The organism is Alteromonas sp. S167 (assembly GCF_036864375.1).
In the GTDB taxonomy this organism is placed as follows: domain Bacteria; phylum Pseudomonadota; class Gammaproteobacteria; order Enterobacterales; family Alteromonadaceae; genus Alteromonas.
In genome coordinates this window covers 613,409-630,170 of sequence record NZ_JAZETR010000002.1, presented here as the reverse complement: position 1 = coordinate 630,170, position 16,762 = coordinate 613,409, and the positions used below count along the sequence as shown (strand labels likewise).

The following is a 16,762-nucleotide window of genomic DNA, read 5'->3' as shown; positions in this document are numbered from 1 at the left end:
TCTAGGCCATATAATCCATGGCCGGGATACGCTATCCATAGCGTATTGTAGTCGTCAAGGATAGCCTCAGTAGGTTGCAAAATATATTCAGACTGTACATTGCGGGTGGTATGAATTTTCTTAAGTTCGCTACTTTTTGTATTGTAACGCCATAACCCACCGGTCATTGATATCAGAACGTAATCATCCGTATTGCTGTAGTCTGGGATGAACGTGTAAAACTGGCTTACATCTAACGACGTTGACAGTATTTCATCTTTAATCAGCGTGTTGTTTTTCTCGTCCAGTTTATAAAACTGTTGTTCAGACGCCACAATAAATTTGTTCTTTGACACCTTTAAAATGTCATAGGTTTTGTCAGACGCTAACATTTCGTTTGTAGTAGCGTTCATATCAAGAGGGATAATTTGTTTCTCGACAAGGTCAAACTTACGCAAGCCTGCAAAAGTAGCTAGCCATACCCAGTTGTCTTCCCCTTCTCTGATAATGTAAATAGAACTTGAAGAGGCCACTGCTTTCTTATCGGGGGTCACCAAAAACTGTTCGACTTCGCCTGTTTCAAGGTTATACAAATTCAATCCATTGTTGGTGCCAACCCATAAATTCTCATCGTTTTGAACATGAAAATCATGAACAATATTATCACTAAGAGAACCTTGTGATGCTCCTTCAGCGTAGACGTTATCAAATAGCACCGAGCGTGGGTTCCACAGCAACATGCCAGACGTTTTCGTGGATAACCATAGCTGTTCGTTAGGTGTTACTGCGATTTTTGTTAAGCTGTCATCGGTTATCAGTAAGTTAGCACTTGATGGCTTGAATAAATGCTGCAGTTGTTGAGAGTTTAAATCGACAGTATACAGGCCTTCGTTTGTCGCAAGATAATAATGACTGCCGTTAATATGCAGTAAACTCCAAATATTTAGAGATGGCAGTGCAAGTGCACCATCAGGTATTGTCTCGCCACCTTTTGCATAATCTAAAAGTGCATTTAGCTCAAATTTGTAAAGGCCTTCTACAGTACCTAACCAAAAGTTAGCCTGGTCATCAACAAGTATCAGCTTGGCGTTTAGCTTATCTTTGTTAGATTCTCTATTCTCTTCATACTGTATTTTTTTGACTTTTTGCGTGGCTAAATCTTGAGTATACAAACCTGCAGAGGTTGCAATAAAAAGTACATTGTCGTGAAGTGCCAGCTGTCGAATTACTTCGCTTTCGGGAATGCCAAATTCAGGAGTAAGTAGGTCAAATACGCTCGACCACGTGTTTGTAGTGAGGTCGTACTGCACAATAACGTGGTCATGCGCGATATAAATCGTGTCATTAGGGCCGTTAATGAAATGTGAGGCAAATTGATACCAGTCTGGCTGGCTTTTATAGGTTATTGCAACAACCCTCTCACTCTTACCCGTTTCACGCTCTACTTTATACACACCGCTGCTAAACGTACTTACCCATAGATTATTATCTTTATCTTCAAATAAGGAATAAATACCATCATCTGCAAACTCGTTGTTTAAACCTAAAATTTGCTTGTTGTGATAACCATCGTAGCGGTTAAGTCCTGTTTCAGTGGCCACCCAAAGAAAGCCCTCACTATCAACTAGCATATCGTTAATGGAATCTTGAGAAAGGCCGTTTTCAGTTGATAAGTGTTTGAAGCGGGGGGAATTGATAATAGGGTCAGCAAATACAGTTGTGGGTAGCAGTGTGAAAAACAGAAGCCAAAAGCCCAAAAGTGCAGACGTTAATTTAAAGGAGCTATTTAGTAACTGTTCAAGCTGGTACCGCATATATTAATTCGCTTTCTGTATTTTTTATTTTTATAAGCGTCTAACGCAGCAACGCTACGTTAGCGTGTTTTGTAACAATTTGTTACTTGAAATAATAGCCTATGTATCGCTCAACATGATAGCGGTCATTTGGCTAATTAGGTAATGGGAAGGAGGAGAGCGATACAATCTTGGGTTAAATACTGCTGATGGGGTATTGATGAATAGGCCTTAAGCTTGGCACTGAAGCATCACTATTTATGTGCATCTGACATCAACCACGCGTATGCGGTGGTGAAAGCAGGCTCTTGGAATTGTTTGAGTCCTGTTTCTGAAAATGGAACTGCAATAGGGTTTTTGCGCAAAGACTCTTTTATGTCTGTGGGGCTATATATCGTAACGTCTAAGTCGTTTATCAATTCAATGGCTGCTTCAAGTTTAAAGCCAATGGCACTTCCTGCAAATTTACCTTTGCTTTGACGTTGTCGAATAATTACAGCCTCAATTTTGTAATCTTCAACCAATTTAGCAAAGGTGTTTTGAAAATTCTTAAGGCCTTTGGCACTAGTATCGGCCAAGGTTAAACGTCGTGTACGGCAGTCTGGTAAATGAAATACACCATCAGTTAACGTAAGCAAGCATACAATCGCCTCATTACTTTTAATTTCTATACCACACGCTTTCATAATAATTCCTCTTAAAATGGGGCGGTAAGTATAGCGCGTTTCCAGCTTTTAAGAATCAACGCTGCTTTTGATGCGGTGAAAGCATGGTAAAGCAGTCTAGCGTTTTAACAATGTCTGCTAGACTGCTACTCGATTTTACATTGCGCTAGGGCAGTGTGCGCCAGAGTTCACCCACGCTTTTGCTAGAGCGCCTGCTTCTTCTTGCGTGCCTGGTGCTTTTTCTCTTCCTTTACCCGGATGAAAGCCCCAGCCAACCAAGCCGTCTTCGGCAATGTGCTTAACCACAGCTTCTAGCGTTTTGCCGCCGTTACGGTTTTGGTCTTTTAACTGCTCACAGATTTCGTTTAGTGATTTACCTAGCCATTTTTGATCAATGGGGGCGGCTTTCCATGGCGTGTGTCCTGGCATCGACCAGTCGTCTTTAACCTTTACGTTGTCTGACGAATGGCAAGTACTGCACATCATGCCTGGCACGCCAACGTCTGCAACGCCTCTTTGAACTGGCGGCATGTGGGGTTTTTGAGCATCGCCTTGTAGCAACACGTCTTCTACATGGCAATTAACACACCGCGGGTGCTGAAGCACTTTTCCTAATTCAATAAAGACCGCTTTAGAGTAGGCTTGCTTGGATGACAGGTGCGCAAAGTCTTCAGGTGCTTTTAACGTGCTGCTGTGGTCCTCATTATGGCTGTTGGCATGCACGGTCTCAATCACAAACGCACCTAGAAGTGTTATTGTAGCGAACAGCAGGAGTGTATTTATAAATTTCATGATGCCTCCTGTGCGCGTCGAATTGCCTTGTTCATTGGCAGGTTGGTAATAAATTGTCCGGTAAGCGAACGCCACGCATTAGCCACTGCTGGACCTATCGGCGGTACACCAGGCTCGCCCACACCGGTTGGCGACTCGCTAGATGGAACAATGGTTACCTCTACCTGTGGCATTGATGCAATACGCAGTGGGTGATATGTGTCGTAGTTGCTTTGCTGCACTTCACCGCCTTCACCTAAAGTAATTTCTTCATCGAGTATGGCGCCTAGGCCGAATCCGATGCCGCCTTCCATTTGTGCTTTCACAATATCAGGGTTTACGGCAAGACCGCAGTCAACAGCGCACCACACGCGAGTTACCTTGGGCAAACCTTCATCGTTTTTGGTTACTTCAGCAATTTGCGCTACGTAAGTGCCAAACGACTTGTGCACAGCAATACCGCGAGCATGGCCTTCAGGTATTGGTCCTGCAGTGTCAGACAGTTTTACTACCGCATCTAATACGCCTAAATCGCGCGGCGAGTCTTTTAGCAGTGTTCTGCGCCCTTCAATAGGGTCGGTTTCTGTTCTTGCGAGTGCGTAGTCTAATGCAGTCTCAACAACATAGGCAGTATGTGTATGTCCAACAGAGCGCCACCAAAGTACAGGTACAGGATTACTCATTGTGTGAAGTGATACGTTGCGATTAGCAATGGCATATGGGAAATCACTGGCACCTTCAACCGATGTTGGGTCAACGCCATTTTGTATCATTTGCTCGAAGGGAGAGCCTGCCACTATAGACTGGGTAGCAATCACGTGATGCCACGCGTTTACATTGCCGTTACTGTCGTTACCGGTTTTCACGCGGTGTACAGTAAGCGGTCTATAGCGACCACCTTGTACATCGTCTTCCCGGGTCCACATTAGTTTTACGGGTATTCCTTTGGCTTGGGTTTTGGCAACTTCTGCCGCTTCTTGTGCGAAGTTGCTGGCAGGTTGAGCTCGTCTGCCAAAGGTACCACCACCTAATTGTGTATTAATTGATACTTTTTCTGGTTTAACGCCAAATACCGAAGCCACGGTGCCTTGGTCAACGGTTTGTAGCTGACTGCCCATCCATACTTCAACAGAGCCGTCTTCGTTTGCTCGTACTACGCCATCTAATGTTTCCATTGGTGTATGTGCAAGATAGGGAAATGTATAAACCGCTTCATAGGTGCCGGTTGCACTTTTCAAGGCTGAGGCAGCGTTGCCATGACTGGTAGCAGTAATACCCGCCGTTTCGGTCTTATCAACATATTCTTGCGTGATTTGCTTGGTTGAGCGGGTTTCGGCTTTTGAAATGTCCCACGATATTTTTAGCGCGTCTCTACCTTTTATCGCTGCGTAAGTAGATGTAGCTATTACCGCAACTCCGCTGCTAATGGTATGTACGCCAACAACGCCAGGCACTTGCTTTGCTTTTGAATCATCTACCTGTTTAAGTGTGGCGCCAAAATGCGTGGGGTGAGCCACTACCGCATAGCGCATGTCAGGCAGTGAAATATCCTGCGTAAAAATGGCGTTACCATTGGTTTTCGCCACAGTGTCTATTTTGGACACCGGCTTGCCGATATACATAAACTTATCAGGTGATTTTAGCGTTGGATCTTGATTTGGCGTTATGACAGACGCGGCTTCTGCTAATTCGCCGAAGGTGGTGTGTCGGTTAGATGCCTTATGATGCACAACACCTTTTTCTACGCTGATACTCGTTGAACTTACGTTCCACTTGTCAGCTGCCGCCTTCACTAAATTTTCGCGCATCATTGCGCCTGCTTTGCGCATTTGCATATAACTGTTAGCAAGTCCTGTCGAACCACCAACGCCCTGAATACCGAATGCAAAGTTTTTGTATAGTTCTGTATTGGCCTGCGCGTGTTGCGCTTTCATCTGTGACCAGTCTGCGTCCATTTCATCAGCAACTAACGTAGCCATACCCGTAAATGCGCCTTGGCCAATTTCAATATGCTTTACTAACACCGTTATGGTGTTGTCGGGTTTCAAATGAATGAATGCATTAGGCTGCATGGGGGCATTCTGACTAGCAACAGCACGATTTCGCAAAGGCAGATAAAGCCCTACTACTAAACCTGTTGCTATTCCCACGCTGGCTTTTAAAAATTGACGGCGGTTAAACGATGGCTTTTCATGTGACATATGCATGGTTAAGCCTCCAATTCTGCTGCAGCGTTTTTGATAGCCTGTCGAATGCGTACGTAGGTAGCACATCTACATAGGTTTCCTGCCATTCCGGCATCAATATCTTCGTCAGTAGGGTTTGGCTTTTTGGTGAGAAGGTCGACCGCACTCATAATCTGACCCGATTGGCAGAAGCCGCACTGGGGAACATCTAAGTCTTCCCATGCTTTCATTACCGCCGCGGCCGTTTTGTTATCCATACCTTCAATAGTGCTTACTTGGGAATTGTTTACAGCGCTGACAGGCGTTACACATGAACGCACGGCATTACCGTTTAAGTGCACAGTGCAGGCGCCACACTGCGCTTTGCCACAGCCATACTTTGTGCCTGTCATGTTTAATTCATCGCGCAAAACCCAAAGCAGCGGCGTTTGTCCGTCTACTTCAAGCTCGCGAACGTCACCGTTTACGTGCATCGAAATTTTCATAGTATCTCCGGGCTATGTTGTCAGACTGCGACAAACAAGTTTGATGTTGTTGATTAGAGGACTGCGGCTAATCGAGGTGCTTGTATGCAAAAACCACGAGCAACGTGGCACGTGAAATTACTTAGTTAAAGTATAGTTAATGTACTGCTTACGTGCCCACGTAGTATCGGTTCAATAATTTTCGCGCATCGCAGTGTTTTTAAAGCTTTTATCCTTCCTTCTGTCTCAGCCAAAAGCCTCTTCTCCTATAACTACAAGTTTCTGCTCAGTTTTCTTGCATACGTATTCAATGCCCATTGGTCTGTTTTGCTCTAGTAAGCGTGATGTCGATTAAATAGTATGCAGCAAAAATAAACATGATTTTTACAAGATGGATACAACATTTAACAAAAGGGCGAAACCATGAAACTCAGTATTTTATTGGCAGCATGCTCACTTTTTATAAGTGCACAGGCCAGCGCGAACTTTATTACCAACGGCGATTTTCAAACCTGCAATTTTGATGGGTGGCTTTTAGATGCGGATGGACCTATAGCACCAGCGGACGCAGGCGACTTTACAATTGTGAATAACAATGGTGATTGTGCTGCGCAGATAGGTATGACTGAGCTTGGCGCTTTTGGTGGTTTTATAAATACGCTGTTCAATCAGGTTAATTTGTCATCTGTTGCCAATGACACAGAGTTAACACTCAGTTTCGATTGGGTATTTAGCGGAAGTGATCTTCAAGAGGATGAATTTTCTGATCTTTTTGTTTTTTCCATTGTTGATGAATTTGGCACACCAGATGAATATTTTATTAATTTTGAAGATGGCAGTGGCACGTTTACTACATTATTCAACAAAACCCTCGATATTTTTACTCTAGATTTTGCAATGTGGGCAGGCGTACCCGAGGGTAATCCGTATACCTCATTCCTCACCATCGACAACGTTTCTTTAACTCAGAGCACAGCAGTGCCTGCGCCGCAAACTTCTGTTCTGCTTGCACTCGGATTGGGCTTTGTTGCACTTCGCCGTGCAAAGCACAATAAATAAGGGGCACTACAGTGAAAAAGAACGCGTTTATTTGTTTACCCGCTTTGCCCTTGTTGGCGCTAGTCAGCATGCCAGCGATTGCGGATTGGCAGGTTAATCAGACTGCAGACACAAGTTACCGAAGCCGCCCTGCATACGACCGTGTAAACCGTCAATATGTCAGTAACATTACTGTTCAGAACCCCAGTGAAGAAGCGCTTACAGGACCTATTCGTATTTTGCTTAATGCCAGCAGCCATACCTTGGTTAACGCAAACGGTGAAATAGATGGAATTCCTTACTTAACCGTTGATGTAGAAACGCTAGAACCAGGTGACAGCGCCTCTGTTACAGGCCGATTTGCGCTTAAGCGAGCGCGCTTTTCGCTAGATCTTAGCGTACAAACTTTTGTCGAAGATGAAGATGGAAGCGGACTTACGTTAGAAGAAAACCAAATAGCTGTTTTTTATAACCGAGAAGACGGTGAATACGATGGTTGGGGCCTGCATTTATGGAACGGTCAAGCCTGCGGAAACTACGCAGAGCCTACAACGCAAAGCTCGCACTTTAGCAATTGGCCCGACCCTTACCCAGCAGACGGCGTACATCCTGAATATGGTGCATATTATGTGCTTACGGTAGAGCCAGGTGCAGATTGTTATAACTTTATCGTTCACAAAGGCAACGACAAAGCGCTTGGTGATGCCGATAGCCGCTTCGAGTCAGAATTCGGCAATCAGGCGTTTACTTTCCATGGTTTTCCAGAGCTTTGGTATACGCCTATTTCAAGCCGCCCTCAGTTTCTAGACGGGGCGCGAGCGCACTGGATGGATGACAATACGCTGTTATGGCTTACCGACCACAGTGATGCAGCAGACATTGCACTTTACTACTCAAATGATGCAAGTTTAGATGCTGAAAGCGCGGGTGTGTCGCTTCTAGATGTAGGCGCGTTAAGTGCGGCAACGGGCGTTGCTATGACCCGTGATATCCCTGAGCAAAGTCACTACAGTGAAAACCCGCATTTAAATGGGTTTACGGGCTTTGCTATTGATGTAAGTGAGTCGCAGGCTAAGCAAATGCTTACCGGGCAGCTTGTTGCTGTGGCACGTGATGCCGAGGGTAATGTTTTAGACTCAACGCGAGTACAAACAGCAAGAGTACTAGATTACCTATACACGCGCGGTACCAATGATGCTGATGAAGCAAGCATGGGCGTGAGCTACAGCGGTGATAGTGTTATCGCATCGGTATGGGCGCCAACGGCACAGTCGGTAAGCCTTAAGGTTTACAACAAAGCAAAAGAACTGCAAGACACACATGCAATGGTGCTTGATGCGCAAACTGGTATTTGGCAGTACACCGGCAAAAAAGCCGATTTAGACAGACAGTTCTACCGGTATGAATTAACAGTTTTCCATCCATTAACACAAAACATTGAAGTGCTGGAAACTACCGACCCATATTCGGTGTCGCTGTCTACCAACGGTCGCTTTACTCAGTTTGTAAACTTGGGTGACGCTGATTTGAAGCCTGCAGGTTGGGATAATCACGTTGTGCCTGCGTCAGGCGACCCTGAAGATATTATTATTTACGAAAGCCATATTCGCGACTTCAGTATTCTTGATGAGAGTACAAGCCCTGAAAATCGCGGTAAGTACATGGCGTTTACCGAGTCTAATTCTGTGCCTGTGCAACACCTTCAAGGGCTACAGAACGCTGGTTTAACACACTTCCATATGCTACCTGCTAACGACATTGCCACTATTCGCGAAGACGCAGAAAGCCGCGTAGATATTACCGATACAGTAGCAAAGCTGTGCAGCTTAAACAGCGAAGCGCCTGTGTGTGGTGTGGAGAGCGATAGTGCAACGTTACTAGAGGTACTTAAAAGTTATTCTCCAGATACTACGCAAGCGCAAGCGCTGGTGGAAAGTATGCGCGGGTTAGATGGATTTAACTGGGGGTACGATCCGCATCATTTTGCTGCACCGGAAGGAAGCTATGCTACCGATCCAGACGGCGAAGCCCGTATTGTAGAAATGCGTGCTATGAACCAAGCATTACATGAAATGGGTCTTCGCGTTGTGCTGGATGTAGTTTACAACCACACCGCATCTTCTGGGCTTTTCGATAACTCGGTACTCGATAAAGTCGTGCCCGGCTATTATCAGCGTTTGAACGAAACAACAGGCCGCATCGAAAACTCAACGTGCTGTGAAAATACGGCAACCGAACATGTGATGATGGCAAAGCTAATGAACGATTCATTGGTAAGTTTTGCTGAGCACTTTGGGTTCGATTCGTTCCGTTTCGACTTAATGGGGCACATTCCAAAGCAAGCAATTTTAGATGCCCGTGAAGCTGTTCGTGCCGTTGACCCAGACACCTATTTCTACGGCGAAGGCTGGAACTTTGGTGAAGTTGTGAATAACCGCAGGTTCGAACAGGCTGCACAGCTCAATATGGCGGGCTCTGAAATTGGTACATTTTCTGATAGACAACGCGAAGCTGTTCGCAGTGCCGCCTTGTTCAACGCGGGTGGTAGCTTGCACGACCAAGACACTATTAGAATAGGGCTTGTAGGCAACGTTGGAAGCTATCAGTTTGTTGCCGCCGATGGAACATATCTTTCAGCTTATGATTACAACTGGAATGGCCAACCTGCCGGATACAGTGAAGACCCAGCAGATACCGTTAACTACATTTCTAAACACGACAACGAAGCCTTGTGGGATCAGCTTCAATACGGTTTACCTACTGATATGTCGGTACAAGATCGCGTTCGTGTACAAAACGTGGCGCTGTCTATTCCGCTATTAAGCCAAGGTATACCGTTTATGCACATGGGTTCAGAGCTTATTCGCTCGAAATCTATGGACCGCAACACGTATGATGCTGGCGACTGGTTTAACCGTGTCGACTTTACGAAAGCACAAAGCAATTGGAATATTGGCATACCGTTAGCGCAGGATAACCAGGCAAGATGGGATGAGATCAGCTCTGTTTCTGCAAACCCTAATTCGCAGTTTGGTTCGCAAGATATTCAACTTACGTCTTCATTGTTTAATGAGTTCTTAAATGTTCGTTCAACCAGTAAGTTGTTTAGGTTGAACAGTGCCGAAGATATCTCGCAGCGAATTCGTTTTCACAATACCGGAGCAGGGCAGGTTCAAGGGCTTATTGTAATGAGTCTTGACGATGGAATTGGCCTTACTGACCTTGATGAAAACAACGATGCCATTGTAGTACTGTTTAACGGTACGCAAAGTACGCAGAACTTTACCATTGGTGATGCAACGAATTTTGTATTACACGCTAACCAGCAAGGGTCTGCAGACGAGCGCGTTAAACGCGCATGGTTTAACAACGGAACCTTTAGCGTGCCGGCGCTAACTACTGCTGTATTTGTGAAGCCGCAAAATGGTGAACAGGGCTATGGATTGTCTGCATTGCCACCTTACGGAGACAGAACAGTTTATTTACGTGGTGCAATGAACAACTGGGATACGTCGCTGCCGTTAGAATATGTAGGTAACGATACCTATCGTATTACTGTTAATTTGCTTGAAGGTACCTATGACTTCAAATTTGCTGATGAAAACTTTAGTGTGGCAAATGTTGGCGGTGGTATATCGGTTGGCGCAGGTCAGTCGGCTACCCTAACCAATGGCGGTAACAACTTAACGCTTAATATTATAAGCGACGGTGAGTACACCTTTGAGCTAGATGCCGAGAACGATGCAAATCCAACGCTTTCTATTACCACGCAAGACCCTAATGCAGTACCTGCACCGTATGGTGATACCACCATTTATGTACGCGGCACAATGACTGAATGGGGTACAACTCACCCAATGGTGTACGAAGGCGCGGGTATTTACTCTATTAGCTTTGAAGTACCAGCAGGAACCCACGAGTTTAAAGTAGCAGAGGCAAATTGGTCTTCACCTAACTTGGGCAGTAATGGTGGTTCAATAAATGTTGGCGAATCGCTAACACTACAACAAGGCGCAGGGAATATTCTGCTATCGGTAAGTCAGTCGCAAACACTTCGTTTTGAAGTAGACGCTTCAGATACAGGTGCACCTGTTGTAAGTGTTGAGGCTGCTTTGGAGTAAAATAAAAAGCTTTGCTGTACTGTTTACTGCAGCAGTAACCAAAAAGCCAGACTGTATACTGTTCACGGTCTGGCTTTTTATTTAGTATGCGTTCAAGGCTGGTTTAATCAGCTTTTTAACGTTTACGAACAAGGCTTATTGCCCAGTTTTGTTAGCCGTATCGTTATAAAGAGTGTGACTATTTTTCTTCAACAATTATTGCAATGGCTGTCTTCTCTCCAAGGTTAGTGACTCTGTGAGTCCACGCCTGATGCCACATAACATGCCCGTCAGGAATATCAGCAATTATTGTCTCGCCGCCAAGCGTTTCAATTCTTAACTTGCTACCTTTTTCAAAATAAACGGTTTCGTTATTGTGACGATGAAACGAGTCGCTTTCGCCTGGCTTTAATACCATTTTCAAAACTAAGGCTCGTTCATTATCCAGAAGCAGGTCGTACTGCTGTGGCGAAGCTACATGTCCAGACTCATGATGATCTTCAGCATAAGCGTTGACGGCTGCTGCCACTAATAAAAACAGTCCTACTCGTAAAATAGGCATAAAAACTCCTAGGGCGTTTGTCACCAACGCCAATTAAAAGTGCTTGTTAATGTGGGCTTCAAAACGTTTAAAGTCGTTTTCAACGTCTGCGTTTTTCATAACATCAAAACTCGCAAAGGTTGCCATTGGCTGCATGCCGAAAAACTTAAAGTTCATGTGCATTGGAAACAGTAAATCATCAACAGACTTACCGTCGAAGAACTCTTCACTATCGTTGAACGATTCTTCTGGGGCATTGAAGGTCAACGACATCATGTATTTCACATCAGATAGCGTTCCGCCAGTACCGTAGTTTTTCTTAGGCTCTTCTGCTACACGTCCATCGCCTGCACACATTGCGCCCCCCATACCTGCGGTATAGACTTCGTCCATATACTTTTTAAATGACCAAGGCACACCCATCCAGTTGATAGGCGTTTGAAGAATGACATAGTCTGCCCATTGGTGATGCGCTAATTGCTCATCAACTTCGTATTCTTCCACCATGGTTATCACTCGGGTGTTGTAGCCCTTTTCCTCTAGTAGGGATACCGCTTTATCAACTAAAGCAGCATTCAGCTTTCCTTCAGAGAATGGGTAATACTGATGTGCATTAATAATTAGTACATTACCTGATTCGTTGATACTCATTGAAAAACTCCTAAAATTACTTGTCTATGGGCTAGCGAAAGTAAGTGTATTTGCTCACTAAATGTCATGTGGTATATATTAGTAACCTTAATACTTTTTTCAACTAGTGTAATTTTAGTTACTGCATTTCAAAGGAAGTTTTTTTAGAAAAAAGTCCTATTAAAACAGGCGGTAAAGAAACAAAAAAATTTACAATGCTTGTATTGAAACTTCTGCTTTTGATAAGGAAATACAATAACAAAAATGCAAGACTAAACGTTATTTGCTGGTTAAAAAGTAGATGCGGGGTGTGGCACGACATCCAAAAGATAGAAATGCAAAGAATCGTTTGGCGCCTCCCTTATTGAGAGGCGCTCCAATTAGCGGATAATCATTTATTAAGCTAGGATGGGGTAGTTGTTAGCTTAAGCCTGTTTATTTACCCATATAGCTAGTGCAGGTTATTGTGGGCAGGGTACTCCTTCCTGAATCCACAGCTTCATTGCCTTAACAAAATCTGAATGTGTTCCAGGTGCAGGCGTTCTTCCGGGGCCAGGCGCCCAAGCCCACCTTACTAGAGGGTCATCTTTTACGTGATGTATAAACTCTTTCTTAAACACATCCATTTGCTCAAGCCCCCCTCTGAAAGCTAAGAAAGAGTTCTTCGCTGGATCTAACCATGTTTGGCATAATGTTTGTGCGCTCAAGTCTCTCGGTATAGCCATAGTAGGTGGCGGCATGTGCCAGATAAATCCCGGCATCAAGTTGTTTGATGCGCCTGGAGGCATACCTGGCTCATCGCTATTCGCATTTTGATGACAGCTTCGACAGTTAACAGGATGTGGATTGCCCGTTTGCACAAATTCACTATTTTCCACAGATAACCTAATGTTATTCAACATCGATATATTCATTGGGTGTAGCGATCTTTCGTCACCAACAGTAGGACGATGAATACCTTCTTCAACAACCCCATGGCAATTTGCACATCGAGGGTGCACTGCGACTTCGTGTAAATAAGCAAACGCTGTGCGTCCATCGGGATTGGCCGTGAACGCTTTGTAAGCGGTCTTGGCTTCTGCAGCATGCGCTGATAATGAAGAACACATGACTAGCACCAAAGTAAGTATGTGCAAAAAAGGAAACTTCATATTTACCTCCTCCAAAATTTCATTAAGCCAAAGCTGCTTTAACGTCTTTGCTGGTCATTGGTAAAGACCGTAGTCTAATCCCTGCCGCATGATAGACCGCATTTGCTACAGCAGGTGCAACACCAATAACCCCTGGCTCACCCAAGCCAACAGGAAACTCGTCACTATCCACAAACTCAATGTCGAGTTCTGGTAAATCGTTCATCCTTAGGGGATGGTAAGTGTGGAGGTTCAATGCTTTAGGCTTGCCTTTTTCGTAGCTGTTTGACTCATGAAGTGCAATACTGGCACCCCACAAAAGCGAGCCTTCAAGCTGAGCTAGTGCTCCGTCAGGGTGAACGATGATCCCGCCATCAACGGTTGCATAAAGGCGCTTTAGCGTTATTTTTCCTGTTTTTCTATTAACATGAACGTGCGCTGCTGTCGCAATCCATGCTGGCATGGTTCGCTCTTGCCCCGCAGTGACTGAAAACCCGATCCCTTCGTCATTGGCTAGTTCGATGTCTTTTACTTTTTCAGCTAACAGACTAAGAACATTGCGTAACCGGGTGGCACCGCCAACGCTTTCGGGTGCTTTACCTGCTTGTTTTCCTTTTCCATCAAGCAGTGAGAGCCTAAATTGCAAAGGATCCTGATTTGTTTGATGTGCAATCTCGTCAATAAATGATTCTAAACCCCAGGCGATCCAACCTTGTCCAACTGAACGCAACCAGCCAGGCGTAAAAGTGTCCTGAGCAATACCATTTTGAATTGCTCTTGCGCGGTGATGTTCCATTGTGTACCAGTGATCTGCGCCAGAGGCAGAGAACATATCAACTTTACCTTGTCCTTCTATCGTTTCTGACATAAAGCCTGGCGCCATTGCCGCAGTGGGCCACCCTGCCGAGAATGAATGCTCTAGGCCTGTGAACTGGTTGTTTTTATCAAAAAACGCTTTAAGGACAGCCGTTGAGGGGGAGCGACTTTGATCAAATGCTGTATCGTCGGGACGAGTAAAGATTAACTTAACAGGCTTGTTTATAATCTTTGACGTGAGCAGGGCAGGCACAATCCAATCACCATACAGACGGCGCCCAAAACCACCACCAAGGTAGTGGTGGTGTATGACTACATTCTCTTCAGAAACTCCTACTGCCTTTGCGAGCATAGGTAACGTTAATGATTGCCACTGATTTCCTGTATGGACGTGCCATTTTGTATCTTTGAATTCAACAACAGCATTTAGTGGTTCAAGTTGAAAATGGTTCACAGTTGCCGTTGTAAACGTTGACTCGAGCACGTGTGCAGCAGCGTTTGCCACAGCGTCAATGTTTCCATCGTCTACAAACAAATGGCCTTCTTTACTATCACGGCATAAGCGTTCGCCCTCATTCAAGATGTCTTGTTCTGAGACAGAAATAGAGGGGCCGGGTTCGTAATCGACTTTTAGCTTGTCAGCCGCTTTTACCGCGGAGTAATAGTCATTTGCAACTACAGTAATCCAACCTTCACACGTACCACTGGGGTCAGTCAATACATGATATCCCGCATAGCCAGGAATGCTTTTGCATGCAGAATCATCTACCTTCTTAACCCTAGAGTGATAGCGTGTTGGCGGCAAAACGGGGCGTGCGTAAACCATTCCTTCTACTTCAACGTCAATTCCGTAGACCGCCGTCCCATTAGTTTTAGGTGGAATATCAAGTGCTTTATATGATTTGCCTAACAAATGCCTTTTGCCACTGGGTTTGATGGGCATATTGCTAATTTCTTCAGCTGTAAATGTTCTGTCTAGAGCGCTATTTGAAACAATATCGCCATAATCGATTCGTTTTGCTCCAGCAATGACAAAACCATTCTCCGCACGACAGTTTTGAGAAGGAACACCAAGAAGTTTTGCGCCAGCTTCAATCATTGCTATCCGTCCAGCAGCACCCGCTTGCGACAATGGTTTAAAAGAGTGAAAAACAGACCATGAGCCTCCGGTAACCATATACCCCCATTTTGGGTCGGTGTTCACGTAGTTAATGGATACTTTGCTCCAATCACACTCGAGCTCTTCGGCAACAATTCTCGCTAACGCACTCCCAATATGCTGGCCCATTTCGACTTTAGCAACATTAATAGTCACATATCCATGCTCGTTAATCTCAAACCAAATAGTTGGAGAAAAACGTTTACTCGAAAGTGACTCCGTCGCTGAAATGTTGGCTGAAACCAACGTGGGGGCGAACGCCATTAGCAGACCACTACTCGCGCTACCTACAAGGAAATCCCTTCTTGAAAGACTAATTGCATCTTTCTTGGGTTTGAACAATTTCATGATTCTTCCTCCTCATTAGATTTGAGAGGATCAAAAATCTGTACTGCACTGTTCTGATACTCTGCTGCCACTTTAATCGCTTTTTTGATTCTCGCATGAGCCATACAGCGGCAATAGTTTGAGCTCATGTGATTGACAATGTCTGTATCGCTTGGCGATTTGTTTCTATCGAAAAGCGTTACGGCCTGCATAATCTGGCCAGATTGACAGTAGCCACACTGCGGTACCTGAACGTCAATCCATGCTTTTTGTAATGGGTGCTCACCACCTAAGGACTCAATAGTTTTTACGTTTTTGCCTTTCGCCATTGAAACTGGGAATGAACATGAGCGGACAGCATTATCGTCAATATGAACAGTGCAGGCTCCGCACATGGCAACACCGCAGCCGAATTTTGTACCTTTAAATCCAAATTCATCTCTGATTACCCAAAGTAACGGTGTATCGTCAGGTGACTTGGACCTTACTTCCTTACCATTAAGTGTGAACGCTACCATTCGCTTCCCCTATCAAGGTTTGTAAACTGGAAAAAAGAGAAAGATAGATGAGACTTCCCATCCAACTTTTTGATTGATATTGAACCAAGGCTGCCCGCACTACAATTGGTTACATTTTTGTAACTACTGTAAGTTTTTGATATTTAATCTTTTTTTGTCTCGGTGGCTGTTAAGGCGGGCCGCTGCGTCTTAATATTCATAGGTACCCCTCAATCGAATCAACAAGTGCATTATTGAGACCGACATTCAGGGATTGGAGCCATGTAATGGCACTGTTCTTTAATTCAAAAAATCGGTAATTAATTGGCAGGTCTTTATATAAACTGGCGATTTGCTCTTGCACTAGTAATGGGCATTGTGAGTTTCGAATCAGAAAAGCGACGTTCTTCAAGCCAGTTTCAACCCTTTGAACACTTGCTATGCGGAAGTTATCGTATACCTCTGGCATCATAAGGCTATCACCCTCAAGCACTACATATCCCGAAAAGCTTGAAGAACCTGATTGTTCTAACATATCTGTAAGATCTGAATTGTAGTGGCGGAATGTTTCTGCGTTCCACGGGCCAATCATTTTTAAATAAATAACGTCATTCACAAATCGCAATGTAAAGGAACCGTGTTCATTCATCAGTGTGCCCTCCTTAT

13 protein-coding genes are annotated in these 16,762 nt (G+C 44.6%); 2 read left to right on the top strand and 11 right to left on the bottom strand.

Annotated features, from left to right (window positions below):
* The 5 genes from V7R35_RS05960 to V7R35_RS05940 form a co-directional block, all read right to left on the bottom strand.
* Window positions 1-1,793, bottom strand: a 1,793-nt coding sequence (locus tag V7R35_RS05960; protein WP_334013799.1) for a ligand-binding sensor domain-containing protein, incomplete at its 3' end; no start/stop codon positions are given.
* A gap of 233 nt (window positions 1,794-2,026) precedes the next feature.
* Complete coding sequence (locus V7R35_RS05955) at window positions 2,027-2,458, bottom strand: DUF3010 family protein (RefSeq protein ID WP_334013798.1); 432 nt, start codon at window positions 2,456-2,458, stop codon at window positions 2,027-2,029.
* A 135-nt stretch (window positions 2,459-2,593) separates the two neighbouring features.
* Window positions 2,594-3,229, bottom strand: coding sequence for a hypothetical protein (locus V7R35_RS05950; RefSeq protein ID WP_334013797.1), 636 nt, complete (start codon window positions 3,227-3,229; stop codon window positions 2,594-2,596).
* Window positions 3,226-5,415 (bottom strand): xanthine dehydrogenase family protein molybdopterin-binding subunit, encoded by a 2,190-nt coding sequence (locus V7R35_RS05945; protein ID WP_334013796.1) that lies wholly within the window; start codon window positions 5,413-5,415, stop codon window positions 3,226-3,228. Before V7R35_RS05945 ends, V7R35_RS05950 begins: the two co-directional genes overlap by 4 nt.
* A 2-nt stretch (window positions 5,416-5,417) precedes the next feature.
* Window positions 5,418-5,879 carry a (2Fe-2S)-binding protein gene (locus tag V7R35_RS05940; RefSeq protein WP_334013795.1) on the bottom strand — a complete coding sequence of 154 codons (462 nt, stop codon included), beginning with the start codon at window positions 5,877-5,879 and terminating at the stop codon, window positions 5,418-5,420.
* A 402-nt stretch (window positions 5,880-6,281) separates the two neighbouring features.
* Here V7R35_RS05940 and V7R35_RS05935 point away from each other — a divergent pair, with 402 nt between their 5' ends.
* A complete protein-coding gene (locus V7R35_RS05935) occupies window positions 6,282-6,917 on the top strand; it encodes a PEP-CTERM sorting domain-containing protein (RefSeq protein WP_334013794.1) in 636 nt (211 codons plus the stop codon).
* A gap of 11 nt (window positions 6,918-6,928) precedes the next feature.
* A complete protein-coding gene (pulA, locus tag V7R35_RS05930; protein ID WP_334013793.1) occupies window positions 6,929-11,017 on the top strand; it encodes a pullulanase-type alpha-1,6-glucosidase in 4,089 nt (1,362 codons plus the stop codon).
* A gap of 178 nt (window positions 11,018-11,195) precedes the next feature.
* Here the strand turns inward: pulA and V7R35_RS05925 are convergent, their stop codons facing one another.
* From V7R35_RS05925 to V7R35_RS05900, 6 genes are all read right to left on the bottom strand, one after another.
* Window positions 11,196-11,558 (bottom strand): hypothetical protein, encoded by a 363-nt coding sequence (locus V7R35_RS05925; protein WP_334013791.1) that lies wholly within the window; start codon window positions 11,556-11,558, stop codon window positions 11,196-11,198.
* Between the two features lie 33 nt (window positions 11,559-11,591).
* Window positions 11,592-12,188: an NAD(P)H-dependent oxidoreductase gene (locus V7R35_RS05920; protein ID WP_334013790.1), complete on the bottom strand. Its 597-nt coding sequence runs from the start codon at window positions 12,186-12,188 to the stop codon at window positions 11,592-11,594.
* Between the two features lie 440 nt (window positions 12,189-12,628).
* Entirely contained in the window at window positions 12,629-13,318 is a 690-nt protein-coding gene (locus V7R35_RS05915) for a hypothetical protein (protein ID WP_334013789.1), read from the bottom strand.
* Window positions 13,319-13,340: 22 nt separating this feature from the next.
* Window positions 13,341-15,620, bottom strand: a complete 2,280-nt coding sequence (locus tag V7R35_RS05910; RefSeq protein WP_334013788.1) for a xanthine dehydrogenase family protein molybdopterin-binding subunit — start codon at window positions 15,618-15,620, stop codon at window positions 13,341-13,343.
* Window positions 15,617-16,117, bottom strand: a complete 501-nt coding sequence (locus V7R35_RS05905) for a (2Fe-2S)-binding protein (protein WP_334013787.1) — start codon at window positions 16,115-16,117, stop codon at window positions 15,617-15,619. The genes V7R35_RS05910 and V7R35_RS05905 overlap by 4 nt, the downstream gene beginning before the upstream one ends.
* A gap of 196 nt (window positions 16,118-16,313) precedes the next feature.
* Window positions 16,314-16,745 carry a hypothetical protein gene (locus V7R35_RS05900; protein WP_334013786.1) on the bottom strand — a complete coding sequence of 144 codons (432 nt, stop codon included), beginning with the start codon at window positions 16,743-16,745 and terminating at the stop codon, window positions 16,314-16,316.
* Window positions 16,746-16,762 lie beyond the last annotated feature (17 nt).

What these genes read in the sequence shown, in the direction of transcription:
- V7R35_RS05955 (WP_334013798.1), bottom strand. Translation starts at nt 2,458, where the DNA reads ATGAAAGCGTGTGGTATAGAAATTAAAAGTAATGAGGCGATTGTATGC.
- V7R35_RS05950 (WP_334013797.1), bottom strand. Translation starts at nt 3,229, where the DNA reads ATGAAATTTATAAATACACTCCTGCTGTTCGCTACAATAACACTTCTA.
- V7R35_RS05945 (WP_334013796.1), bottom strand. Translation starts at nt 5,415, where the DNA reads ATGCATATGTCACATGAAAAGCCATCGTTTAACCGCCGTCAATTTTTA.
- V7R35_RS05940 (WP_334013795.1), bottom strand. Translation starts at nt 5,879, where the DNA reads ATGAAAATTTCGATGCACGTAAACGGTGACGTTCGCGAGCTTGAAGTA.
- V7R35_RS05935 (WP_334013794.1), top strand. Translation starts at nt 6,282, where the DNA reads ATGAAACTCAGTATTTTATTGGCAGCATGCTCACTTTTTATAAGTGCA.
- V7R35_RS05925 (WP_334013791.1), bottom strand. Translation starts at nt 11,558, where the DNA reads ATGCCTATTTTACGAGTAGGACTGTTTTTATTAGTGGCAGCAGCCGTC.
- V7R35_RS05920 (WP_334013790.1), bottom strand. Translation starts at nt 12,188, where the DNA reads ATGAGTATCAACGAATCAGGTAATGTACTAATTATTAATGCACATCAG.
- V7R35_RS05915 (WP_334013789.1), bottom strand. Translation starts at nt 13,318, where the DNA reads ATGAAGTTTCCTTTTTTGCACATACTTACTTTGGTGCTAGTCATGTGT.
- V7R35_RS05910 (WP_334013788.1), bottom strand. Translation starts at nt 15,620, where the DNA reads ATGAAATTGTTCAAACCCAAGAAAGATGCAATTAGTCTTTCAAGAAGG.
- V7R35_RS05905 (WP_334013787.1), bottom strand. Translation starts at nt 16,117, where the DNA reads ATGGTAGCGTTCACACTTAATGGTAAGGAAGTAAGGTCCAAGTCACCT.
- V7R35_RS05900 (WP_334013786.1), bottom strand. Translation starts at nt 16,745, where the DNA reads ATGAATGAACACGGTTCCTTTACATTGCGATTTGTGAATGACGTTATT.